The sequence below is a fragment of the Ornithinimicrobium avium genome, assembly GCF_003351765.1.
GTDB lineage: Bacteria > Actinomycetota > Actinomycetes > Actinomycetales > Dermatophilaceae > Ornithinicoccus > Ornithinicoccus avius.
Genome location: NZ_CP031229.1, coordinates 2,650,767 through 2,673,503 on the forward strand (window position 1 = coordinate 2,650,767; position 22,737 = coordinate 2,673,503).

The 22,737-nt window shown below is 71.1% G+C and carries 21 protein-coding genes and 2 tRNA genes; 13 read left to right on the forward strand and 10 right to left on the reverse strand.

The annotated features are described in order from the left end of the window. Positions 1–104 precede the first annotated feature (104 nt). Together trxB and trxA are read left to right on the forward strand one after the other, a co-directional pair. Positions 105–1,091 carry a thioredoxin-disulfide reductase gene (gene trxB, locus DV701_RS12135; RefSeq protein ID WP_114928591.1) on the forward strand — a complete coding sequence of 329 codons (987 nt, stop codon included), beginning with the start codon at positions 105–107 and terminating at the stop codon, positions 1,089–1,091. Between the two features lie 72 nt (positions 1,092–1,163). Then, on the forward strand, positions 1,164–1,487 hold the full coding sequence (gene trxA / locus DV701_RS12140; RefSeq protein ID WP_114928592.1) for a thioredoxin: 324 nt from the start codon (positions 1,164–1,166) through the stop codon (positions 1,485–1,487). A gap of 118 nt (positions 1,488–1,605) precedes the next feature. Here the strand turns inward: trxA and DV701_RS12145 are convergent, their stop codons facing one another. The 8 genes from DV701_RS12145 to rpmH all read right to left on the reverse strand — a co-directional run bounded on the left by DV701_RS12145 (position 1,606) and on the right by rpmH (position 7,550). Then, positions 1,606–2,676 (reverse strand): ParB/RepB/Spo0J family partition protein, encoded by a 1,071-nt coding sequence (locus tag DV701_RS12145; RefSeq protein WP_114928593.1) that lies wholly within the window; start codon positions 2,674–2,676, stop codon positions 1,606–1,608. Continuing rightward, positions 2,673–3,506 (reverse strand): ParA family protein, encoded by an 834-nt coding sequence (locus DV701_RS12150; RefSeq protein ID WP_407669316.1) that lies wholly within the window; start codon positions 3,504–3,506, stop codon positions 2,673–2,675. The genes DV701_RS12145 and DV701_RS12150 overlap by 4 nt, the downstream gene beginning before the upstream one ends. Positions 3,507–4,041: 535 nt before the next feature. After that, positions 4,042–4,788: a 16S rRNA (guanine(527)-N(7))-methyltransferase RsmG gene (gene rsmG, locus DV701_RS12155; protein ID WP_202863525.1), complete on the reverse strand. Its 747-nt coding sequence runs from the start codon at positions 4,786–4,788 to the stop codon at positions 4,042–4,044. A gap of 16 nt (positions 4,789–4,804) precedes the next feature. Then, positions 4,805–5,500: a Jag family protein gene (locus DV701_RS12160; protein WP_228255005.1), complete on the reverse strand. Its 696-nt coding sequence runs from the start codon at positions 5,498–5,500 to the stop codon at positions 4,805–4,807. 76 nt (positions 5,501–5,576) lie between these two features. Further along, positions 5,577–6,557: a membrane protein insertase YidC gene (gene yidC / locus DV701_RS12165; RefSeq protein WP_114928594.1), complete on the reverse strand. Its 981-nt coding sequence runs from the start codon at positions 6,555–6,557 to the stop codon at positions 5,577–5,579. A gap of 7 nt (positions 6,558–6,564) precedes the next feature. Then, complete coding sequence (gene yidD, locus DV701_RS12170; protein WP_114928595.1) at positions 6,565–6,945, reverse strand: membrane protein insertion efficiency factor YidD; 381 nt, start codon at positions 6,943–6,945, stop codon at positions 6,565–6,567. A 38-nt stretch (positions 6,946–6,983) separates the two neighbouring features. After that, positions 6,984–7,388, reverse strand: a complete 405-nt coding sequence (gene rnpA, locus DV701_RS12175; protein WP_114928596.1) for a ribonuclease P protein component — start codon at positions 7,386–7,388, stop codon at positions 6,984–6,986. A gap of 24 nt (positions 7,389–7,412) precedes the next feature. Beyond that, positions 7,413–7,550, reverse strand: coding sequence for a 50S ribosomal protein L34 (rpmH, locus tag DV701_RS12180; protein ID WP_114928597.1), 138 nt, complete (start codon positions 7,548–7,550; stop codon positions 7,413–7,415). Positions 7,551–7,997: 447 nt separating this feature from the next. On the opposite strand from rpmH, the gene dnaA reads away from it, so the two are divergent. The 11 genes from dnaA (at position 7,998) to DV701_RS12230 (ending at position 20,607) form a co-directional block, all read left to right on the forward strand. Beyond that, complete coding sequence (dnaA, locus tag DV701_RS12185) at positions 7,998–9,488, forward strand: chromosomal replication initiator protein DnaA (protein WP_114928598.1); 1,491 nt, start codon at positions 7,998–8,000, stop codon at positions 9,486–9,488. Between the two features lie 584 nt (positions 9,489–10,072). Continuing rightward, a complete protein-coding gene (gene dnaN / locus DV701_RS12190) occupies positions 10,073–11,206 on the forward strand; it encodes a DNA polymerase III subunit beta (RefSeq protein WP_114928599.1) in 1,134 nt (377 codons plus the stop codon). Positions 11,207–11,258: 52 nt separating this feature from the next. After that, positions 11,259–12,341, forward strand: coding sequence for a phosphogluconate dehydrogenase (NAD(+)-dependent, decarboxylating) (gene gnd / locus DV701_RS12195; RefSeq protein ID WP_114928600.1), 1,083 nt, complete (start codon positions 11,259–11,261; stop codon positions 12,339–12,341). Positions 12,342–12,390: 49 nt separating this feature from the next. Continuing rightward, entirely contained in the window at positions 12,391–13,656 is a 1,266-nt protein-coding gene (locus DV701_RS12200; RefSeq protein WP_114928601.1) for a DNA replication/repair protein RecF, read from the forward strand. Next, on the forward strand, positions 13,653–14,240 hold the full coding sequence (locus tag DV701_RS12205; protein ID WP_114928602.1) for a DUF721 domain-containing protein: 588 nt from the start codon (positions 13,653–13,655) through the stop codon (positions 14,238–14,240). The genes DV701_RS12200 and DV701_RS12205 overlap by 4 nt, the downstream gene beginning before the upstream one ends. A gap of 284 nt (positions 14,241–14,524) precedes the next feature. Next, entirely contained in the window at positions 14,525–16,585 is a 2,061-nt protein-coding gene (gyrB, locus tag DV701_RS12210) for a DNA topoisomerase (ATP-hydrolyzing) subunit B (protein ID WP_114931097.1), read from the forward strand. A 75-nt stretch (positions 16,586–16,660) separates the two neighbouring features. Next, on the forward strand, positions 16,661–19,375 hold the full coding sequence (gene gyrA, locus DV701_RS12215) for a DNA gyrase subunit A (RefSeq protein ID WP_114928603.1): 2,715 nt from the start codon (positions 16,661–16,663) through the stop codon (positions 19,373–19,375). After that, positions 19,372–20,142: a DUF3566 domain-containing protein gene (locus DV701_RS12220; RefSeq protein ID WP_228255007.1), complete on the forward strand. Its 771-nt coding sequence runs from the start codon at positions 19,372–19,374 to the stop codon at positions 20,140–20,142. The genes gyrA and DV701_RS12220 overlap by 4 nt, the downstream gene beginning before the upstream one ends. 86 nt (positions 20,143–20,228) lie before the next feature. Then, positions 20,229–20,305 (forward strand) — tRNA-Ile (locus tag DV701_RS12225). 34 nt (positions 20,306–20,339) lie between these two features. Then, positions 20,340–20,471 carry a DLW-39 family protein gene (locus tag DV701_RS18815; protein ID WP_228255008.1) on the forward strand — a complete coding sequence of 44 codons (132 nt, stop codon included), beginning with the start codon at positions 20,340–20,342 and terminating at the stop codon, positions 20,469–20,471. A 63-nt stretch (positions 20,472–20,534) separates the two neighbouring features. Next, positions 20,535–20,607 (forward strand) — tRNA-Ala (locus tag DV701_RS12230). 134 nt (positions 20,608–20,741) lie between these two features. Here the strand turns inward: DV701_RS12230 and DV701_RS12235 are convergent. After that, positions 20,742–21,809: a Fic family protein gene (locus tag DV701_RS12235; protein ID WP_228255009.1), complete on the reverse strand. Its 1,068-nt coding sequence runs from the start codon at positions 21,807–21,809 to the stop codon at positions 20,742–20,744. A gap of 570 nt (positions 21,810–22,379) precedes the next feature. After that, entirely contained in the window at positions 22,380–22,646 is a 267-nt protein-coding gene (locus DV701_RS12240; protein WP_114928604.1) for a helix-turn-helix domain-containing protein, read from the reverse strand. Between the last annotated feature and the right edge of the window lie 91 nt (positions 22,647–22,737).

A 22,737-nucleotide genomic window follows, 5' to 3' on the forward strand; every position in this document is an offset into this window, starting at 1 on the left:
ATCCGGCGTTTAGGATCGGTTGTCACAAGGACCCGCCACCCCTCGCCCGCGGCGCGCCGCCGGTGCGAGGCCCCCGCCCGCCGACGAACGCCAGGAAGGATGCCATGACGTTCCCCATCGAGGTCACGCCGACCACCCCCCAGCCTGCGGGCGACGAGGTGCGCGACGTCATCATCATCGGCTCCGGCCCGGCGGGCTACACCGCCGCGGTGTATGCCGCGCGCGCGAACCTCGCGCCCCTCGTCTTCGAGGGCTCGGTCACGGCCGGCGGCGCGCTGATGAACACCACCGACGTCGAGAACTTCCCCGGCTTCGCCACCGGCATCATGGGTCCCGAGCTGATGATGAACATGCGCGAGCAGGCCGAGCGGTTCGGCGCCGAGCTGCTGCGCGAGGACGTCGTCGCGGTCGACCTGGCCGGTCCGGTCAAGACGGTGACCGACGGGGAGGGCACCGTCCACCGCACCCGCACGGTCATCCTGGCGATGGGTTCGGCCTATCGTCAGCTGGGGCTGCCCGAGGAGCAGGTCCTCTCCGGCCACGGCGTGTCGTGGTGCGCGACCTGCGACGGAGCCTTCTTCCGCGACCAGGACATCGTGGTCGTCGGCGGCGGGGACTCGGCCATGGAGGAGGCCACCTTCCTGAGCCGTTTCGGACGCACCGTCACCGTCGTGCACCGCCGCGACGAGCTGCGCGCGAGCAAGATCATGGTCGAGCGTGCCCTGAACGATCCGAAGATCAGCTTCATCTGGAACTCCGAGGTCGTGGCCCTGCACGGGGACCCCAAGCTGTCCTCGATCACGTTGCGGGACACCGTGACCGGTGAGATCCGTGAGCTGGAGACCCCGGGCCTGTTCATCGCCATCGGCCACGACCCGCGCAGCGAGCTGGTGGCCGGACAGGTGGCCCTGGACGACGAGGGCTACGTGCTCGTGGAGGGCCGCGGCACCGCCACCAGCGTCCCGGGCGTCTTCGCCTGCGGGGACCTGGTCGACCACACCTACCGGCAGGCGATCACCGCTGCCGGGACCGGCTGCTCGGCAGCCCTCGACGCCGAGCGGCACCTCGCCTCGGTGCTCGCCCCCGTCTGACCCGGGGTGGCGCAGGCCGCCCGCCCCGTCCACCCGAAGAATCTCGCAGACCCGCCGGAAGGAAGAACATCCATGGCTATCACGCAGACCAGCGACGCCACCTTCACCGAGGACGTCCTCCAGCACGACGGCCCCGTGCTCGTCGACTTCTGGGCGCCCTGGTGCGGCCCGTGCAAGATGGTCGCCCCCATCCTGGAGGAGCTCTCCGAGCAGTGGGGCGACAAGCTGAAGGTCGTCAAGCTCAACACCGACGACAACCCGCAGACCACCCAGGCCTACGGCATCACCGGCATCCCGACGATCAACGTCTACTCCGGCGGCGAGGTGGTCAAGAGCCTCGTCGGCGCGCTGCCGAAGAAGAAGCTGGCTCAGGAGATGGAGCAGTTCACCGCCTGATCTGCGTCGCTCCACGGTTGTCCACCGGCCGTCCACACGGGTTGTCCACAGCCCTGTGGACGGCCGGTTTGCGTCCTGTGGAGAACTGCCGCTGCCGACCGGCCGACGACGGCCTCCGTCATTCTCCCGCGAGGGCCTGCAGGATGCGCTCCAGATCGTCCTGACCTGCGAACTCGACGGTGATGCGCCCCTTGCGCCGGCCCATGCTGACCTGCACCCGGGTCTCGAGCCGCTCGGACAGGTCGTGGGCCGCCTTGGCCAGCTCGGGGGAGGGTTCCGGACGGGTGCGCGACCGTCGGGCGGGGGCGTCCGTGACACCCACCAGGACGATCTCCTCCACGCTGCGCACGGACAGACCCTCGGCGACGATGCGCTGGGCCAGCCGCTCCATGGCGGCGCCGTCCTCCAGGCCGAGGAGCGCGCGGGCGTGGCCGGCGCTCAGCACGCCCGAGGCCACCCGGCGCTGCACGAGCGGTGGCAGCCGCAGCAGGCGGATCGTGTTGGAGATCTGCGGCCGCGACCTCCCGATGCGCCCGGCGAGGTCCTCGTGCGTGCAGCCGAAGTCGTCGAGGAGCTGCTGGTAGGCGGCGGCCTCCTCCAACGGGTTGAGCTGGGCCCGGTGGAGGTTCTCCAGCAACGCGTCCCGGAGCATGTGCTCGTCCTCGGTGCTGCGCACGATGGCGGGCACCGTCTGCCTGCCTGCTTGTCTCGAGGCGCGCAACCGGCGCTCGCCCATGACCAGCTCGAAGAGCGGCCCTCCCTCGTCGTCGGCCGGCAGCGGACGCACGACGATCGGCTGGAGGACACCGAGCTCGGTGATGCTGTCGACCAGCTCGCGCAGCTCGTCCTCGTCGAACACCTGACGTGGCTGCCGCGGGTTGGGCCGTACGGCGTCGACCGGGACCTCGGCGAAGCGGGCCCCCGGCACCGGGGCCAGCCCGTCCACGTCGCCCCCGACGAGCGCGGTGGTGCTCGCGCGGGAAGCGTCCGGACTCTCGCCTCCGGGTGAGGAGGCGTCGGCGTGGTTTCCCGTGAAACGTTCAGCTGACGCATCCGGCTCGGTGCCGTCGGGCACCGGCGCAGTCGTGGGGGCCCGGGGGAAGAAGACGTCGGAGGGCCGGTCACCACCCGGTCCGGCCGGGATGAGGGCACCCAGGCCCTTGCCCAGACCGCGTCGCCGTTCGCTCATGCTGTTACCTCCTGCTGCCGCATCTCTGCGGCGGCCTCGACATAGGACAGTGCTCCCGTGCTCGACGGGTCGTAGGTGATGACGGTCTCGCCGTGGCTGGGCGCCTCGCTGATCCGCACCGACCGCGGGATCGCAGCACGCAGCACCCGCGGGCCGAAGTAGTCGCGCACCTGCGACGCGACGTCGGAGGCGAGCCTGGTGCGCGCGTCGAACATGGTCAGCAGGATCGTGCTCACCTGGAGCCCGGCGTTGAGGTGCTGCTGGATGAGCTCGACGTTCTTCATCAGCTGGCTCAGACCCTCCAGGGCGTAGTACTCGCACTGGATCGGGATCAGCACCTCCCGCGCGGCGACGAAGGCGTTGACGGTGAGCAGGCCCAGGCTGGGCGGGCAGTCGATGAGCACCAGGTCCACGCGGTCTTCCTCACCGAGGGACTCCAGGTAGGTCGTGAGCGCCTTGCGCAGCCGGTTCTCCCGTGCCACCAGCGGCACCAGCTCGATCTCCGCGCCGGCCAGGTCGATCGTCGCCGGTGCGCAGAGCAGTCCCGGAACCTGCGGGCTCTCCTGGATGACGTCGGCCAGGGCGACCCCCTCGATCAGCACGTCGTAGATGCCGGCCGTGCCGCTCTGGTGCGGGATGCTCAGCGCGGTGCTCGCGTTGCCCTGGGGGTCGAGGTCCAGGACGAGCACACGCAACCCCGCTTCGGCCATCGCCGCCGCGAGGTTGACCGCCGTGGTCGTCTTGCCGACCCCGCCCTTCTGGTTGGCCACGGTCAGCACGCGCGTCCCCGACCACGAGTGGGGGGCGGCCCCCGACGCGTCGACGACCACGCCGGACTGCTGCAGCCGCCCGGCACCCTGACCGGTGCCCGCGTCGTGCGCCAGGGGCTCCTCGCGGACGCTCTCCGGAGCTTCGGCGGTCGTCGTGCCACGTGAAACGACGCTCGTCTCGGCATCGGAGCCAGCTACGACCTCCGGCGATGTTTCACGGGAAACCACCGCCGGAGGGCCGTCCGCAAGGTCCGACGCAGATGTTTCACGGGAAACAGCTGCGGCAGGTACGGTCCCCGCCTCCGTCGGGCCTGCCGGCCACCCGAGCTGCTCCTGAGCGGGTGGCCAGCCGAGCAACGATGAGCCGTCGAACCGATCCCCTCCCTGCGCGCTCGCTGTGCTCCCCTGCTGCTGCGGCCACCCGAGTGCGCCGTGGTCAGTCGTAGTCATGAGGCTCCCATCATCCCTGATGGCCCGCCTCCGCCCCAAGCCGGGCTCGGCTTCGGGTGTCCCCGTCGTCGCACGTTCCCCGTCACGACGAGCGGCTGGTGGGGCGAGGCACGACCAGGTGCTTCCAGGAGGGCCGGCCGGCCGGTCAACCCTCGGTGCGTCTCGCGTCCCGGCCACGACTCGCGCGCCCGCCCCGTCTGCGTCCCGGCCGGGACGGGCCGGTGTGGTCCGTCCCGGGAGGCAGGTGGTCGGGCCGCACGATCTCCACCACCCGCACCGGCTCGCTCACCAGCCCCTCGCCCACCACGTGCACCGTACTGGCCGGGACGCCCCACCTGCGCAGGAGCGGCTCCACCTCCTCCAGCTCGCGCCGGGCAGCCTCGCCCTTGAGCGCCAGCAGCCGCCCCTGCGGCTCCAGCAGGGGGAAGGACCAGCGGACGAGCTTGTCCAGCGAGGCCACCGCCCGGGCGGTCACCACGGGGACGGACATCTCCATCTCCTCGGCGCGTCCGCGGTGCACTGACACGTTCTCCAGGCCGAGCTCGGCGATCGTGCTCTCCAGCCAGGTGGTGCGCCTCAGCAGCGGCTCCACGAGGTGCAGCCGCAGGTCAGGACGCAGGATGGCCAGCACGAGCCCCGGCAGTCCCGCCCCGGAGCCGATGTCGACGACCTCCGAACCCTCCGGCACGAGGGCCGCGGAGACCGCACAGTTGACCAGGTGCCGTTCCCACAGCCGTGCTGCCTCGCGGGGGCCGACCAGGCCGTGCGAGATGCCGGTCGTCGCCAGCAGGTCGGCATAACGCAGCGCCAGGCCCAGCTGCCCGCCGAAGATCTCCTCGGCCTCGGCCGGCGGCGGGGGCGCGGCCGTGACGGGCGGCGGGACGTCGCTCACGGGTGGAAGGGGTCGCTCAGGCCGAGGGCTTGATGACGACGTAGCGCGACGGCTCCGCGCCCTCGGACTCAGAATGCAACCCGGCCGCGAGGACCTCGTCGTGCACGACCTTGCGCTCGAAGGCGGTCATCGGCTCCAGGTCCCGGGACGCGCCGCTCTCCTGCACCTCGGCGATCGCCTGCTGTGCTGCCTTGACCAGCGCGGCCCGACGGTCGGCGCGGTACCCCGCGACGTCCAGCATGAGCCGGCTGCGCTCCCCGGTGTCGGCCTGGACGGCCAGCCGGGTCAGCTCCTGCAGCGCGTCGAGGACGCTTCCTCCCGGGCCGACGAGGCGACGCGGCGCCACCCCGTCCTCGGAATCGACGATCGCCACGGCTGCCCGGTCCCGCTCGATGTCCACCTCGATGTCGCCGGCCAGGTCGGCGATGTCGAGCAGGGCCTCCAGGAAGTCGGCAGCCACCTCGCCCTCGCGGACCAGGTCCTCGGTGCGCGCGTCGTGCCGACGGTCCGGGCCGGCAGCCGCCGACGCGTCCTGGTCGTCCCCGTCCTCGCCGTCGTCCTGCGCCTGGTGCTGGTCCTCGAGGGTCTGGTCGTCCGCCTCGCGCAGGTCGGAGGCCCGCTCGTCCTTCTCGTGCAGCTCGGGCCTGTCCTGCTCGTCAGCTTCGACGGGGACGTCCTGGACCGGCGGGATGCTCTCGGGGTTCGTGCTCATGCTGTCTCCTGGGTTGCTGGGCGCGCGTGGCGCCGGCGGTGGCCAGCCTGCGGGGGGCCAGCCGGGGGTCTGGTGATCAGCGCTTCTTCGAGCGCTTCTTGCTCTTGGGCTGCGCGCGCTGACCACTGCCTCGGGGAGTGGTGCCGGCGTCGTCGCTGGCGGCCTCCCGCTCGGCGAGCAGGTTGGGGTTCTTCAGCTGGATGCCGGTCGCCTCGCGTCCCTTGCGTGCCATCCGCTCGCGGTACTTCTTCTCCGCGGGCGACCCGGGGGCGGGCATGTTGCGGATGACGAAGAACTGCTGGCCCATCGTCCACAGGTTGCTCACCGTCCAGTAGATGAGCAGGGCCACCGGGAAGTTCACGCCGGACACGGCGAAGACGACCGGCAGCACGTAGATGAGCATCTGCTGCTGGCGGGCCATCGGGCTGTTCAGCGCCTCTTCGGACATGTTCTGGCGCATCAGCTGGTGGCTGGTGATGAACTGCGTCGCGGACATGACCAGGATGAGCACGATCGACAGCACCTTGGCGGACATGTCCTGGTCGTGCAGGAAGGTCGAGGTCAGCTGGGCGTTGAAGATGTGCGACTCGGCCATCTTGGTGGCCAGCTCGCGGGAGAACAGCCCCAGCGGGTCCGCCCTCCCCTCCGACACCGCGGCGGCGCTGTTGAGCACCCGGAACAGCGCGAAGAAGAACGGCATCTGGATCAGGATCGGCAGGCAGGCGCTGAACGGGTTCGCACCCGCCTCGCGGTAGAGCGCGAAGGTCTCCTCCTGGAACGCCTTCTGCGAGGCCTGATCCTTCTTGTTCTTGTACTTCTTCTGGATCTTGGCCAGCTCCGGCTGCACCATCTGCAGGCGGCGCTGGCTCTTGATCTGCTTGATCATCAGCGGCGTCAGCAGCGCGCGGAGGGTGACGACCAGGCCGATGATGGCCAGCACCCAGGTCCATCCGCTGGTGTCCGACAGGCCGAGCTTGGTCAGCACCCACTCGAAACCGACCAGGATGGCGGAGTCGAACCAGATGAACGGGAAGAGGATCGTGTCGAAGATTCCCATGAGGTCCTCAGTCTTGTCGGTGAGCGCGGCTCACCGGTGCGTGTGTCGGCGCCGCGCCCGGAGGCTGGGTTCCGACATGGTCGTGGGTATGGGGTGCACCGGGGTCCGGCGCCCGGCCCCCCCGGCGTGGGGGCACGTGGTCGACACCGCCCCGGGCGAAGGGGTTGCAGCGCAGCAGCCTCAGCACCACCAGCCAAGTGCCCCGCAGCGGACCGTGCCGCTCGAGCGCGGTCACGGCGTAGGCGGAGCAGGACGGGTAGTAGCGGCACACCGGCCCCAGCAGGGGGGAGATCGTCCGCTGGTAGAGCTGCACGAGCCAGACGAGGGGAAGCGCGAGCACGCTGCGCCGCTCTCCGTCCGGCACGCCGCCACGGTGGACGTCGCGCATGAGTCCCTCCTCGGCCCGGCCCTGTCCGCGCGGGGCGCTCACCGGGACACCCCCACCGGTGGCAGGGCCCGCTCCAGAGCCTCGTCCAGAGCCGTTCCCAGCTCGGCAGAGCTCGCCGTCGCCGCGGCTGCCAGCGCCCGGACCACCACGTCCGTCCCGGCCGGCAGCAGGGTCAGCCGCTGGGCGACCAGCGCCCGCAGCCGACGCAGGACGCGGTGCCGGACCACCGAGTTGCCCACGGCTTTGGACACCACGAAGCCCACGCGCGGCGGGCGCGTGGGCAGGGACGTGGGCTCGGCCGGTGCGGAGGCTTCCGCGTCCGGCACCGAGACGTGCACGACGAGGAGGTCCGTGCCGGCCCGACGACGGCGCCGCCGGGCCTGGCCGCGCAGCACGGCGCGGTAGTCGGCCGGGCTCGTCAGTCGGTGTCGACGCGGGAGCATGCGGCAGCCGGAAGCGGCCGACGCTCAGGCGGACAACGCGGAGCGGCCCTTGCGGCGGCGGGCGGCCAGGATGGCGCGGCCCGCGCGGGTGCGCATGCGCAGACGGAAACCGTGCTTGCGGGCCCGACGGCGGTTGTTCGGCTGGAAGGTGCGCTTGCTCATGTGCGGTGCTCCGGTGACGGGGACCGCCCAGGAGCGGTCCGTGGATCAGGGTCGGCCGCCCTTTCCCTCACGGGTCGGGCGCCGGTGCGCGTCCCCGGCCGCCAACGAAAGCCCACACGCAGGACGTAGCGGCAGACCGTTACAGAAGGAGCGGTCCACCACGGTCACGCGTGGGCAGGCGAAAGCGGCCGAGGATGGCCTCGTGCAACGGTACGGGAGGCCCTCGCCCGGGTCAAACCGCGGCCCCCTGCCCGAGCGCCTGGCGGCGAACCGACCATGATCGGCGACGTGGCCGCTGGGACGGGCGCGACACGCCGACGACGCCGGATTGCTCCGCTTCAGCACTTGCCCGAGCGGCGCCCATGCTGTTAGCGTCGGGCTCTCCCGGCGGTTGTCCACCGCTCCGTCCACAGGTTGTGGATAATCCTGTGGACAGGATTCTGGACCATGTCGACGTTACAAGGGGATGACCACGCAGTGACGCACGATCCGTCCCCGGCAGAGTCCGACGCGGTGTGGCAGCGGGTCGTCGCAGAGCTGGAGGGTCAGGGGGTCACGGCCCGGGACCGGGCGTTCCTGCGGCTCACCAGGCTGATCGGCCTGCTGGACGGCACCGCGCTGCTGGCCGTGCCCTACCAGCACACCAAGGACACGCTGGAGACGACCCTGCGCCCGCCGATCGTCACGGCGCTCGCCGGGGAGCTGGGTCACGACGTCCGTCTGGCGATCACCGTGGACGAGTCGCTGCGCCAGGAGGTGGAGGCGCAGGACGAGGCCGCCCCTGCCACGGACGGCACGCCCGAGGGTGGCGCCACGCCATACCCCGCGCAGGAGCCGGCGGCCGCGACGACGGCACCGGCGGTGCCCAGGCGCGCGGCGGCCACCCAGGGCACCGGCCCGGACGAGGCGCGGCTGAACCCGAAGTACTCCTTCGACACCTTCGTGTCCGGCTCGTCCAACCGGTTCGCGCACGCCGCCTCGCTCGCGGTCGCGGAGTCGCCGGCGCGGGCCTACAACCCGCTGTTCATCTACGGCGAGTCGGGACTGGGCAAGACCCACCTGCTGCACGCGATCGGGCACTACGCCCGCAGCCTCTACCCGGGGGTGCGGGTGCGCTACGTGAACTCGGAGGAGTTCACCAACGACTTCATCAACTCGATCCGCAACCAGGAGGCGGGCGCGTTCCAGCGGCGCTACCGCAACGTCGACTTCCTGCTCATCGACGACATCCAGTTCATGCAGGGCAAGGAGCAGACGGTCGAGGAGTTCTTCCACACCTTCAACACGCTGCACAACAGCGAGAAGCAGGTCGTGATCACCTCCGACCAGCCGCCCAAGCGGCTCTCCGGCTTCGCCGAGCGGATGCGCAGCAGGTTCGAGTGGGGGCTGCTCACGGACGTCCAGCCGCCCGACCTGGAGACGCGCATCGCCATCCTGCGCAAGAAGGCGGCCCAGGAGGGGATGAACACCCCCGACGAGGTGCTCGAGCTCATCGCCTCGAGGATCACCACCAACATCCGTGAGCTGGAGGGGGCGCTCATCCGGGTGACGGCCTTCGCCTCGCTGTCCTCCGAGCCGCTGACGGCCGAGCTGGCCGCGCACGTGCTCAAGGACATCATCCCCAGCGGCGAGGCGGCGGCGATCGGCGTGCCGACGATCATGGCCGAGGTCTCCGACTACTTCCAGATCAGCATCGAGGAGCTGTGCGGCACGTCGCGCTCCCGCTCGCTGGTGAACGCCCGCCAGATCGCGATGTACCTGTGCCGCGAGCTGACCGAGCTCTCGCTGCCCAAGATCGGCCAGCACTTCGGCGGCCGCGACCACACCACGGTCATGCACGCCGAGCGCAAGATCCGCCAGCTCATGGGCGAGCGCCGCGCCCTCTACGACCAGATCACCGACCTGACCGGCATCATCCGCAAGGCGTCGGCCCGCTAGGAGCCTCGGGCGCTGCAGTTCCCACCGACTGTCCACAGCCTGTGGACGAACCTGTGCGTCGTGACCCACCGTTCACCCCCGTCACACCTGCCCCTCGTCCCGGCGTCGACGGCACGCTGCCCGGTTGTGCACAGCCTGTGGACCACGTGGGGAGGAGGCCGCACCGAGCTGGGGACCGCCGGCGCAGGTCGTGGGACGGCCTGTGGACGACGGATGTCCGTCCACACCCGCAGGGAGGTCGTGCCCAGCCCGGTCCACCCGGTGCGCACAGGGTCAGCACCCGCTCGATCCCCGCTCCGACCTGCGCGGACGTGGTCCCGGACCGGCGTCGTCCACAGTGTCCACAGGCCCGACGACAACGACGAGATCCATCACCATAGGAACCTCCTCCCCCGTCCCTGCTGGGCCTGGTCCGGGGGTGCGGGGACCGGGCATGGCACAGTGGGATCCACGCAGAACCACCAGATCCGGGGCGCGATGGACTGGCGGCGTGAAGTCGTGACATGCTGCACATCCGCGCGTCGCCCCCTGCGGTGACTGCCGCGCCTGTTGTCGTCGTCTCATCAGCCGAGGGGCCGAGTGTCGTGAAGTTCCGTGTCGAGCGCGATGTCCTGTCCGAGGCCGTGGCCTGGGTGGTCCGCGGACTCAGCAACCGTCCGCCCGTGCCGGTGCTGGCCGGGGTCCTGCTCACCGCCGACGAGGTCGGGACGCTGACGCTGTCGGCGTACGACTACGAGGTGTCCGCGACGGTCACCGTCGAGGCCGAGGTGAGCGAGGGCGGCCAGGTGCTCGTGCTCGGCAAGCTGCTCGCCGACATCTCCCGCAACCTGCCCGACCGTCCGGTCGAGGTCGCCACCGACGGCGCCAAGGTCCAGCTCACCTGCGGGTCCAGCCGGTTCGCGCTCATCCAGATGCCGGTCGCGGACTACCCCCAGCTGCCCACCCAGGCCGACGCCAGCGGCAGCATGCCCGGTGACGCGTTCACCCAGGCGGTCCACCAGGTCTCCATCGCCGCCGACCGCGGCGACACCCTGCCGATCCTCACCGGCGTCCGTGTCGAGATCGAGGGCGAGAAGGTCACCATGCTGGCCACCGATCGCTACCGCCTGGCGCTGCGCGAGCTGACCTGGAGCCCCTCGGCCCCGGACGCCAGCTACGTCTGCCTGGTGCCGGCCCGCACCCTGTCCGAGACCGCCAAGGCGTTGGGCGCCTCGGCCAGCGTCGACGTGGCCTTCGGCGACGCCCAGCGCTCCGACGGGCTGGTCGGCTTCGAGGCCGGCCGGCGACGCACGACCACGCGGCTGCTCGACGGCGAGTACCCCAAGGTCACCTCGATCTTCCCCTCCTCGGTGGACACCGTGGCGGTCGTGGACACGCAGGCGTTCATCGAGGCGGTCCGGCGGGTGGCGCTGGTGGCCGAGCGCAACACCCCGATCCGGCTGCGGTTCACCGACGGCCAGCTGACCATCGAGGCGGGCAGCGGCGACGACGCCCAGGGCAGCGAGGCGGTCGAGGCCTCGCTCACCGGGCCGGAGATCGAGATCGCCTTCAACCCCCAGTTCCTGCTGGACGGCCTCGGGGTGCTCAACGCCCCCCTGGCCAGGCTGGGCTTCACCCAGCCCTCGCGTCCGGCGGTGCTGTCGGGGCAGGCCGAGATCGACGGGGAGCCCGACGAGTCCTACCGTTACGTCTTGATGCCGGTGCGCTTCGCCGGCTGAGCGCGGAGCGGCCCCGGCAGACCACCTAGTCCGCCAACCACGAGGAGAAGCGATGAAGATCGGGATGATCGGCCTGGGCAAGATGGGCGGCAACATGCGCGACCGGCTGCGCAAGGCCGGTCACGAGGTCTTCGGTTTCGACCTGGACGAGAGCCTGCGGGACGTGCACACGCTCGAGGAGCTGGTGCAGGCCCTGGACGCGCCCCGCGTGGTGTGGGTGATGGTCCCGCACGGCAAACCGACCCGCAGCACGGTGGAGCAGCTCGGGGAGCTGCTCTCCGAGGGAGACCTGATCATCGAGGGCGGCAACAGCAAGTTCACCGAGGACATCGAGCTGGACGAGCTCATGTCCGCCAAGGGCATCGGCTACGTCGACTGCGGAGTCTCCGGGGGGATCTGGGGGCTGGAGAACGGCTACGGCCTGATGTGCGGCGGCCGCGCGGAGCACGTCGAGATGGCGATGCCCGTCTTCGACGCGCTCCGACCCGAAGGTCCGCGCGAGGAGGGCTTCGTGCACGCGGGGGACGTGGGCGCCGGCCACTACGCCAAGATGGTGCACAACGGCATCGAGTACGGCCTGATGGCCGCCTACGCCGAGGGCTACGAGCTGCTCACCGCCAAGGACTTCGTCAAGGACGTCCAGGGCTGCTTCCAGGCCTGGAGCCGCGGTACCGTGGTGCGCTCGTGGCTGCTCGACCTGGCGGTCAAGGCGCTGGAGGAGACTCCTGAGCTCAAGGGCGTCAGCGAGTACACCACCGACTCCGGCGAGGGCCGCTGGACGGTCCAGGAGGCCATCGAGATGGCCGTGCCGATGCCGGTCATCAGCTCGGCGCTCTTCGCCCGCTTCGCCTCGCGCCAGGAGAACTCCCCCGCCATGCAGATGGTCGCCGCGCTGCGCGGCCAGTTCGGCGGCCACGCGGTCAAGATGCTCGACGACGAGAAGAGCAAGGACGAGGGCCAGGTGGAGGTCCACGGCGGCGCCGAGCCCAAGGCGCAGGAGGCCGGCGAGCAGCGGCCGGGCGCCGAGAACGCCGAGCCGTCCTCGGGAGCGGAGACCGCCGGGCCGTCCTCGGGCACCGGCACCACCGAGCACGCCGACGGACCGACCTCGGGCAGCGGCGACACCGACCGGTGAACCCCGGGCGTCCGGCCGGCGCCCGGGCACGGGCAGCCCGGCCGTCCCCGTGCACCTGAGCAGGCTGGCCCTGACCGACTTCCGCAGCTATCCGGCCGCGGACGTCGAGCTCGCCCCTGGGGTCACCGTGCTGCTCGGGCGCAACGGGCAGGGCAAGACCAACCTCGTCGAGGCCGCCGGGTATGTGGCCACGCTCGCCTCCCACCGCGTCGCCCAGGATGCTCCTCTGGTCCGGGCCGGTGCGCAGAGCGCCGTGGTGCGGGCGACGGTCGTGCGCGAGGGCCGGGAGTCGCTGGTCGAGCTGGAGGTGGTGCCGGGCCGGGCCAACAAGGCCCGCCTCAACCGCTCCCCGGTCGCGCGGCAGCGCGACGTCCTGGGAACCCTGCGCACCGTCCTCTTCGCGCCGGAGGACCTGGCGCTGGTCAAGGGCGACCCCGCCGAGCGGCGCCGGATGCTCGACGACCTGCTCGTCGCCCGGCAGCCACGGTGGGCCGGCGTGCGGTCGGACTACGACCGGGCGCTGCGGCAGCGCAACGCCCTGCTGCGCTCGGGGGCGTCGCTGTGGCGCGAGCCGGGGCGCGGCCGTCGGGGCGGGGGTCCCCGGCTGGCCCCCGGGGAGGACCTGGAGCAGGCGCGCGCCTCGGCCCTGGCCACGCTCACGGTCTTCGACACCCACCTGGCCCAGATCGGGGGCGCCCTGATCTACGCGCGCCTGCGGCTGCTGCGCGACCTGCGCCCCTACCTCGCGCAGTCCTACCGCACGATCAGCGACAGCCAGACCGCCGCGGACGCGGCATACCGCAGCTCGCTGGCCGCCGGCACCCGCGCGGCCGAGCGGATCGAGGCGGGCGAGGTGCCCGAGCAGGAGGAGGTGGTGCAGGCGGTCCTGGACACGATCGAGCAGGTGCGTTCCCAGGAGCAGGAGCGCGGCGTCTCGCTGGTCGGGCCGCACCGTGACGAGGTGGTGCTCACGCTGGGCGACCTGCCGGCCAAGGGCTACGCCTCGCACGGCGAGTCCTGGAGCCTGGCGCTGTCCCTGCGGCTGGCCGGGTTCTCGCTGCTGCGTCACGACCTGGGGACCGACCCGGTGCTCGTCCTGGACGACGTCTTCGCCGAGCTGGACGTGGGACGTCGCGAGCGGCTGGTCGACCTAGTCGCCGACTGCGAGCAGGTGCTGGTGACCGCCGCGGTGGCCGACGACGTGCCGGACCGCCTGCTCGACGGGCCTGGTGGAGGACCGCGCGGGCGGGTGCTCGACGTGGTGCTCGGAGCGGTGACGCCGCGGGCCGCGTCCGACGACGGGACCGAACCGTGAACGGGCAGCCCCCCGACGTCCCGGCCGCCGGTGCTGCGGACCCGGCCCCGCAGGTTCCTCAGCCCGGGGCGGAGGGGACGAAGGCCGAGCTGGACCCGCTGCACGCGGCGCACGACGCCCTGGCCAGGGCCCGCCGCAACGCGCGGGCCAAGGGGCTGCGCCCGGGCTCGCCCGCCGGCGCCGGCCGGCGCCGCGCCGCGGGGCAGGCCCCGCCCAAGGAGGGCGACAAGCGTGATCCGCACCCGGTCGGGGCCGAGATCGAGCGCCTCGTCGCCAGCCGTGGCTGGGACGCGGACGTCCAGGTGGGCTCCGTCGTGGGCCGGTGGCCCCAGATCGTGGGGGCGCAGGTCGCCGCCAACGTCGAGGTGGTCGCCTTCGAGAGCACGGTCCTGACCGTGCGGGCGGTGAGCACCGCCTGGGCGACGCAGATGCGGCTGCTCCTGTCCAGCGTGCTGGCCAGGATCGAGACCGAGGTGGGGGCCGGCGTCGTCACCGAGATCGTGGTCCGCGGCCCCGGTGGTCCGTCCTGGCGCAAGGGGCCGCTGTCGGCGGGCGGACGCGGTCCGCGGGACACCTACGGCTGATCCGTGCGGGTCCGGCGGCCGTCCCGGTCCGGCCACCGTCCGCCGACGCGCCTGGACCGCCGTCTGGGCCGCTGAGGGGGTAGGAGACGTGTCGGGGGTGGGTCGTCGGCACGTCCTGCGGCCAGATCGGCGAAGAATGCCCTCAGAACGCCTGTGGATGACCGGTTCGGGCCCGCGGAACGGGTAAGATCGGGATGTTGTCCGTCGACGGTCGCCGTCGACACGTCCCCTACCCGAGGAGCACCGTGCCCGAGGTCGGTCCCGAGATCCCTGCCGAGCCCGCGATGCCGGAGCTGCCTGCGGCACCACCTCAGGAAGGGGAACCAGGGTCGCTGGCCACCGCGCCGGCCTACGACGCCTCGGCGATCCAGGTCCTGGAGGGCCTGGAGGCGGTCCGCAAGCGCCCGGGCATGTACATCGGCTCCACGGGTGAGCGCGGACTGCACCACCTGGTCTACGAGGTCGTGGACAACTCGGTGGACGAGGCGATGGCCGGCTACGCGACCCACGTCGAGGTCACCCTGCTGGCCGACGGCGGCTGCCGGGTGATCGACGACGGCCGTGGCATCCCCACCGACCTGCACCCGACCGAGAAGCGTCCCGCGGTGGAGCTCGTGCTCACCGTGCTGCACGCCGGCGGCAAGTTCGGCGGGGGCGGCTACAAGGTCTCCGGCGGTCTGCACGGCGTGGGCTCCTCGGTCGTCAACGCCCTCTCGGACCGGATGGAGGTCGAGGTCCGGCAGAAGGGCCACGTCTTCCGGCAGGCCTACGAGCTCGGCGTGCCGCAGGCTCCGTTGTCGAAGGACGAGCAGATCCCGGCCGACGTCACCGGGACGACGATCACCTTCTGGCCCAGCCCGGACATCTTCGACGCGGTCGTCTTCGACTTCGAGACCCTGCGCGCCCGGCTGCAGCAGATGGCCTTCCTCAACAAGGGACTGACCATCTCGCTGACCGACGAGCGGCCGGTCGAGCGGACCGAGGACGCCGAGGCCATCGAGGAGACCGCCGACGACGAGGCCAGCCAGGCCGACAAGAAGCGCTCGGTCAGCTACCGCTACGAGAACGGCATCCTCGACTACGTCAAGCACATCAACAAGAGCAAGCGGGCCGAGCCGATCCACGAGGAGGTCATCGCCTTCGAGCTCGAGGACACCGCCCGCCAGCTCAGCCTCGAGGTGGCGATGCAGTGGACGGCCGCCTACAGCGAGTCGGTGCACACCTACGCCAACGCGATCAACACCTACGAGGGCGGCACCCACGAGGAGGGCTTCCGCGCCTCCCTGACCCGGCTGGTCAACGACTTCGCGCGCACCAACAAGATCTTGCGCGAGAAGGACGACAACCTCACCGGCGACGACGTCCGCGAGGGCCTGACCGCGGTCGTCTCCGTCAAGCTCGGCGAGCCCCAGTTCGAGGGCCAGACCAAGACCAAGCTCGGCAACTCCGAGGTCAAGGGCTTCGTCCAGGCGGCGATGACCGAGCGGTTCGGCGCCTGGCTGGACGCGCACCCCCGCGAGGGCAAGGCGATCGTCAGCAAGGCCGTCAACGCCGCGCACGCCCGGGTCGCCGCCCGCAAGGCGCGCGACGCCACCCGCCGCAAGGGCCCGCTGGAGAGCCTCGGCCTGCCCGGCAAGCTCAAGGACTGCCAGTCCAAGGACCCGGCCAAGTCCGAGGTGTTCATCGTCGAGGGCGACTCGGCCGGCGGCTCGGCGGTCAGCGGCCGCGACCCGCACACCCAGGCGATCCTGCCCATCCGCGGCAAGATCCTCAACGTGGAGAAGGCCCGGCTCGACAAGATCCTGGCCAACCTCGAGGTGCAGGCGCTGATCAGCGGCTTCGGCACCGGCATCGGCGAGGACTTCGACATCACCAAGGCGCGCTACCACAAGATCGTGCTGATGGCGGACGCCGACGTCGACGGCATGCACATCCGGACCCTGCTGCTCACCCTGTTGTTCCGGTTCATGCGGCCGCTCATCGAGCACGGCTACGTCTACCTGGCCCAGCCGCCCCTCTACCGGATCAAGTGGTCCAACGCCGACCACCAGTTCGCCTACTCCGACCGGGAGCGCGACGCGCTCATCCGGGAGGGCACGACCAACCGGGGCTGGCGGATGCCCAAGGACTCCGGCGTGCAGCGCTACAAGGGTCTGGGCGAGATGAACCCGCAGGAGCTGTGGGAGACGACGATGGACCCCGAGACCCGCGTGCTGCTCCAGGTGACCCTCGACGACGCCGCGGCCGCGGACGAGATCTTCGCCGTGCTCATGGGCGAGGACGTGGAGTCCCGGCGCAGCTTCATCCAGCGCAACGCCAAGGACGTCCGCTTCCTCGACATCTAGGCGCGCCGGGCGGCGGGACGAGGCCGCCGCGCCTGCACCGCATACCTGACCTGAACACGACCGACCGAGGGAACGATGGCTGACGACGAGACCCCCGACCTGCCCACGGACGACACGGACGTCGAGGTGGAGAACCCCGACCCGCAGACCGCGCCCGTGGACCGCTCGCCCGGCGAGACCGACCGCGTCGAGGCGGTCGACCTCAACGCGGAGATGCAGCGCAGCTACATCGAGTACGCGATGAGCGTCATCGTCTCCCGCGCGCTGCCCGACGTGCGTGACGGCCTCAAGCCGGTGCACCGGCGCGTGGTCTACGCGATGTTCGACGGCGGCTACCGTCCCGACCGCGGCTTCAACAAGTGCGCGCGTGTCGTCGGCGACGTCATGGGTCACTACCACCCGCACGGCGACAGCGCGATCTACGACGCGATGGTGCGCCTGGTGCAGCCGTGGTCGATGCGCTACCCGCTGATCTCGGGGCAGGGCAACTTCGGCACGCCCGGCGACGAGGGGGCGGCCGCCCCGCGCTACACCGAGGCCCGGATGGCGCCGCTGGCCATGGAGATGGTCCGCGAGATCGACGAGGGCACCGTCGACTTCACCGACAACTACGACGGGAAGACCAAGGAGCCGACGGTGCTGCCGGCGCGCTTCCCGAACCTGCTGGTCAACGGCTCGGCCGGTATCGCGGTGGGCATGGCCACCCAGATCCCGCCGCACAACCTGCGCGAGGTCGCCTCCGCCGCCCGGTGGCTGCTGGAGCACCCGGAGGCCACCCGCGAGGAGCTGCTGGCCAAGACGCTGGAGCTGGTGCCCGGTCCGGACTTCCCGACCGGGGCGCTCATCCTGGGCCGCAAGGGCATCGAGGAGGCCTACCGCACCGGCCGCGGCTCGATCGTCCAGCGCGCCGTCGTGGAGGTCGAGGAGATCCACGGCCGTCAGTGCCTCGTCGTCACCGAGCTGCCCTACCAGGTCAACCCGGACAACCTGGTCCGCAAGATCGCCCAGCTGGTCAACGAGGGTCGCCTGGGCGGGATCGCCGACCTGCGCGACGAGACGTCCGGCCGCACCGGGCAGCGCCTGGTCATCGTGCTCAAGCGCGACGCCGTGGCCAAGGTCGTCCTCAACAACCTCTACAAGCACACCCAGCTGCAGGCCAACTTCAGCGCCAACATGCTGGCGCTCGTCGACGGGGTGCCGCGCACGCTGCCCGTCTCGGCGTTCATCCGGCACTGGGTCGACCACCAGGTCGAGGTCATCGTGCGGCGCACCACGTTCCGCCTGGACGAGGCCGAGAAGCGGATCCACATCCTGCGCGGCCTGCTCAAGGCCCTCGACATGCTGGACGAGGTCATCGCCCTCATCCGCCGCAGCCCCTCGGCCGATGAGGCCCGGGACGGTCTGATGGAGCTGCTGGCCATCGACGACGTGCAGGCCCGCGCCATCCTCGACATGCAGCTGCGCCGCCTGGCCGCGCTGGAGCGCCAGCGCATCATCGACCAGCACGACGAGCTGCAGACCCAGATCGAGGACTACCAGGACATCCTGTCCAAGCCCGAGCGGCAGCGGCAGATCATCATCGACGAGCTCGGGGCCATCGTCGACAAGTACGGCGACGCGCGGCGCTCGCGGATCGTCCCCGACGAGGGCGACATGTCGATGGAGGACCTGATCCCCGAGGAGGACGTGGTCGTCACCATCACCCGCGGCGGCTACGTCAAGCGCACCCCCGTGCGCGAGTACCGGCCGCAGAACCGCGGGGGCAAGGGCCGTCGTGGCGCCGCCCTGCGCGCCGACGACGTGGTGGAGCACTTCTTCATCACCAGCACCCACGAGTGGATGCTGTTCTTCACCAACACCGGCCGGGTCTACCGGGCCAAGGCCTACGAGTTCCCCGAGGGCGGGCCGACCGGCAAGGGTCAGCACGTGGCCAACCTGATGGCCTTCCAGCCGGACGAGCGGATCCGCCAGGTGCTCACCATCGCCGACTACGAGCAGGAGCCCTACCTGCTGCTCGCCACCCGCAACGGGCTGGTCAAGAAGTCCCGGCTGGGCGACTACGACTCCCCCCGCTCCGGCGGTCTGATCGCGATCAACCTGCGCGACGGCGACGAGCTCGTCGGGGCGCAGCTGACCTCCGCGCAGGACGACGTGCTCCTCGTCTCCCGCAAGGGCCAGTCGGTCCGCTTCACCGCGACCGACGGGGCGCTGCGGCCGATGGGCCGGGCCACCTCCGGCGTCTCCGGGATGAAGTTCCGCGGCGAGGACGAGCTGCTCTCCATGTCGGTGGTCCCCGAGGGCGAAGACCCGTTCGTCTTCGTCGTCTTCGAGACGGGTATGGCGAAGCGCACCCCGGTCTCGGCCTACCGGGTGCAGGGTCGTGGCGGTCTGGGCATCAAGGTCGCCAAGTCCACCGACAAGGGCGGCAACCTCGTCGGTGCGCTCACGGTGCACGAGGGCGACGAGGTGCTGGTGGTCATGGAACGCGGCAACGTGGTGCGCTCCAGCATCGACCAGGTCCGGGTCACCGGCCGGGACACCGCCGGGGTCCGGTTCGCCGATCCCGGCAAGCACGACTCGATCGTGGCCGTGGCCCGCAACGCCGAGAGCACGGCGCTGGAGGAGGTCGAGGAGATCGCCGGGCAGGAGGACGCGCAGGCGGACGACATACCTGCCGGTGACGGCGCGGAGGATGTCGCCGGTGTCGCCGATGGCGTACCGTCGGAGGAGCCGGACGGTGAGCAGCCGAGCGGTCAGACCAGCGACGCACCCCCGGGAGACGATGCATGAGCACCAGCCACGGCGCCCAGCCGGGCCCGTCGACCTCCGGTGACGAGACCGAGGTCCATCCTCGCGTGCAGCCGGAGGACGGGTCCGGACCGGACCGGGGGCCCGGGCGCGGGGTCGAGCGCGGACGGACGGTGACGGCCTCGGAGGAGGACCGTTCGACCGCCGCCCGGATGAGGGACGGGGCCCTGGCGCGCACCGCCCAGGGCCGGGACCTGGCGGCCCGCAAGGCGCGCGCGCTGCGGGGCGCCTCCGCCGGTCTGGCGTCGGGGTCGGCGGCCGGTGCGACCGCAGGACGCCCCTCGACCGCGCGACCGGCGGGACCGCGGACCGCCCCCACCAACACCGCCCGCACCTCCGACCCGGCCCGTGCCGGACGTCCCGCCCCGCGCCGGGGTGGTCCCCGCAGGGTGCGGCTGACGGCCCAGCGGATCGACCCCTGGTCGGTCCTGAAGATCAGCTTCCTGGTCTCGGTCGCGCTCGGCATCGCCGGCGTGGTCATGGTGGGCCTGCTGTGGACGGTGCTGTCGGGGATGAACGTCTTCTCCACCGTCAGCGACTTCTTCACCCAGGTGACCAGCGGCGAGTCCGGCGGGCCGGCGTTCGACCTGATGGACTACCTCGGCTTCGGCCGCGTGGTCTCGCTGACCGCGGTGATCGGCGTGCTCAACGTCTTCCTGCTCACCGCCCTGGCCACCCTGACCGCCTTCCTCTACAACATCTGCGCCGCTCTCGTCGGTGGCGCGCAGGTGACGCTCTCCGACGAGTAGCCGCTCCGGTCGGGGAGCTCGCCCAGGATTTGGGCGCGCTCGCCGCCATGCGGTAGTCTCGTGCGTCGCGTGAGCAACGCGTCCCCGGGCCTATAGCTCAGTTGGTTAGAGCGCTGTCCTGATAAGACAGAGGTCACTGGTTCAAGTCCAGTTAGGCCCACCAGCACCATCCACCTCGTCCCCGACGGAGGCACAGAATGAAGCGTCTGCTCATGCTCGCCGCGGCTGCTGCCGGCATCGCCGTGCTGAAGAAGATGCAGGACACCCAGGCCGAGCGCGACCTGTGGGCCGAGGCCACCGACGACGTCCACACCGTCGGCGGCCAGTGACCCTGGTCCGCCCGCACAACTGAACAATCCCCGGTCCCGGTCTCCCGACCAGCGGGCCGTCCAGGGGGCGTGGCGCAATTGGTAGCGCACCTGCTTTGCAAGCAGGGGGTTAGGGGTTCGAGTCCCCTCGCCTCCACCCCAGGTCAGAGGCCCTTCCCGCTCCGCGGGGAGGGCCTCTTTCGTGCCCGTACCCCAGCAAAGTACGGCTGCAAACGCGTCGATCATGGGCCTGACCTGCAGGTTTGGGGTGACGTGCGTGCTGCAACGCCGTCAGGCGCTGAGGAGGACGTCGAGGACGGCAGGGGCGAAGAAGCGGCGGCGGTAGGTCTCACCCGTTGACGAGAGGACGCCGAGGTCGACCAGCTGACCGACGAGGCCGTTGGCCCGGCCGTAGGAGAGTTCGAGGTCGCGTTGGACCTGCCGCACCGTGAAGGAGGGGTGTGCGACCGCGTAGTCGACGAGGGTGTGGGCCTTGTCTGCGCGCAGAGACGAGGCGCGGATCCTCTCCTTCAGCTCGGACTGCACGTCGACGAGCCTCAGCATCTGCCCATGGGTGGTCCGCGCCGATTCCTCGAGCCCCTGGGCGAAGAAGGAGATCCACTGGTCCCACTCGCCGGCGCAGCTCACCGCCAGGAGGCGGTCGTAGTACTCGCTGCGTCGTGCCTCGAACCAGGGGGACACCGTGAGGGTCGGCTCGCTGAGGACCCCAGAGGCGTAGAGCTGCAGGACGATGAGGAGGCGGCCGATGCGTCCGTTGCCGTCGTGAAAGGGGTGCAGGGTCTCGAACTGGTAGTGCGAGAGCGCCGAGACGACCACCGGGTCCATCGTCTCCTTGTGGTCCGCGGCCATCCAACGCACCAGGTCGCGCACGTTCGCCTCGAGGTCCAACCCGGGAGGAGGGGGGACAAACCGGGCGGCCTTGACCGGGAGCTCCCCGACGGCAGCCGTCCGGCGTTGCCCGATGACGACCTGGATCGTCCTGATCTGCCCGGACGAGGGGCTCTCCGCCGGGGTGCCGCGGACCAGCGTCTGCTGCAGCTCGGCGAGCATGGGGACGGACAAGGTCCGGCCTTGGTTCACCCAGCCGAAGGCCAAGTCGGCCATCGTCACGAAGTTGAGAACCTCGCGCATCGTGAGGCTCAGCGGGCCCTCGTCGTCGGCGGTCAGCACCGCGTGCAGGGGTTCGTAGGTGCCCTCGAGCGCCGAGGTGCTCTGGGCCTCCCTCTGCAGCGAGGGTCGCCGGAGCAGCTGGGGATTGGGCAGCTGACGCGCCGTGCTGTCCAGTGCCGCGAGGGCTGCGCGCGCGTCGGCGACCCGCATCCATGTCTGAGGACTCACGTCGGGCAGGTCCTCCGTCAGTGGCGCGGGAACGAATGCGGAGTGTGTCCACTCCCCGGATCGTGGGTCGACACCCGAGATCGGCACGAGGGTCCCGGTTCTGTTGTTCCCGAACATAGCGACGTCCACAATGTCAATCTACACACTCATGACAGACATTTGGCAGGTGGGATGTGCAGTGAGCGAACATGTCTCGCCCACAGCAGCAGGGATCGGGGCGTTCCCACCAAGAGTCCTGCTCACAGCCCTAGTCAGCCGAGTTCCGGGTGGCCTGAGACGCGCGTGGAAGGCGCGGAGCCCGCGGGTGGACCTGCCGAGCGACGGCACTGGCGACACGGCGGGCATCGTCAGCGAAGGGCGCGGGTGCGGCCTTAGCCGCTGCGAGGACGCTTCGGGCAGGCCTGTGCGCAGGCGCTCCACGCGGTCCACGGCCTCGGTCGCCTCCAGACCTAGGGAGAGACCGACGGCGACCCAGTCCTCGACGGTCACGTCGCGGACGAGCCAAGTGCGCCCCACCTTCATCGACCTGTCCGGCCAGGACGCCGTCGAGGTAGACGTCCAGGAATGCCGTCACGAGCCGCCCTCGAAGAGACCGGCAAACGGGTCATCGTCCGCGGCCTCGGTCACGGGGGTGGTGACCAGGTCGACCGCAAGTCCGAGCGCGGCAAGGACGTCGAGCACCTTGCCGATCTCGGCGGAGGGACCCTTCCCCGCTTCCACGCGGGAGAGCCACTGGCGGGAAACCCCCGCCCGGTCCGCGAGAGCCTGCTGACTGAGCCCGGCCTCCCGGCGTGCTCGGCGCACCGCCGCACCGACGTCTCGGACCGTCCTGAGCATGCGACCCACTTCCCCACCGTAGATGTCACATATCCGTGACATCTTGAAATGTCACGGTACCGCGACATGTGCCCTTGTCGTCGAACTGCGA

Excerpts from the sequence above, each read along its gene's own strand:
- rpmH (WP_114928597.1), bottom strand. The coding sequence starts at position 7,550 with ATGAGCAAGCGCACCTTCCAGCCGAACAACCGCCGTCGGGCCCGCAAG.
- yidC (WP_114928594.1), bottom strand. The coding sequence starts at position 6,557 with ATGGGAATCTTCGACACGATCCTCTTCCCGTTCATCTGGTTCGACTCC.
- dnaA (WP_114928598.1), top strand. The coding sequence starts at position 7,998 with ATGTCGACGTTACAAGGGGATGACCACGCAGTGACGCACGATCCGTCC.
- gnd (WP_114928600.1), top strand. The coding sequence starts at position 11,259 with ATGAAGATCGGGATGATCGGCCTGGGCAAGATGGGCGGCAACATGCGC.
- DV701_RS12145 (WP_114928593.1), bottom strand. The coding sequence starts at position 2,676 with ATGAGCGAACGGCGACGCGGTCTGGGCAAGGGCCTGGGTGCCCTCATC.
- DV701_RS12220 (WP_228255007.1), top strand. The coding sequence starts at position 19,372 with ATGAGCACCAGCCACGGCGCCCAGCCGGGCCCGTCGACCTCCGGTGAC.
- yidD (WP_114928595.1), bottom strand. The coding sequence starts at position 6,945 with ATGCGCGACGTCCACCGTGGCGGCGTGCCGGACGGAGAGCGGCGCAGC.
- rnpA (WP_114928596.1), bottom strand. The coding sequence starts at position 7,388 with ATGCTCCCGCGTCGACACCGACTGACGAGCCCGGCCGACTACCGCGCC.
- gyrA (WP_114928603.1), top strand. The coding sequence starts at position 16,661 with ATGGCTGACGACGAGACCCCCGACCTGCCCACGGACGACACGGACGTC.
- DV701_RS12240 (WP_114928604.1), bottom strand. The coding sequence starts at position 22,646 with ATGCTCAGGACGGTCCGAGACGTCGGTGCGGCGGTGCGCCGAGCACGC.
- trxA (WP_114928592.1), top strand. The coding sequence starts at position 1,164 with ATGGCTATCACGCAGACCAGCGACGCCACCTTCACCGAGGACGTCCTC.
- DV701_RS12160 (WP_228255005.1), bottom strand. The coding sequence starts at position 5,500 with ATGAGCACGAACCCCGAGAGCATCCCGCCGGTCCAGGACGTCCCCGTC.
- trxB (WP_114928591.1), top strand. The coding sequence starts at position 105 with ATGACGTTCCCCATCGAGGTCACGCCGACCACCCCCCAGCCTGCGGGC.
- gyrB (WP_114931097.1), top strand. The coding sequence starts at position 14,525 with ATGCCGGAGCTGCCTGCGGCACCACCTCAGGAAGGGGAACCAGGGTCG.
- DV701_RS18815 (WP_228255008.1), top strand. The coding sequence starts at position 20,340 with ATGAAGCGTCTGCTCATGCTCGCCGCGGCTGCTGCCGGCATCGCCGTG.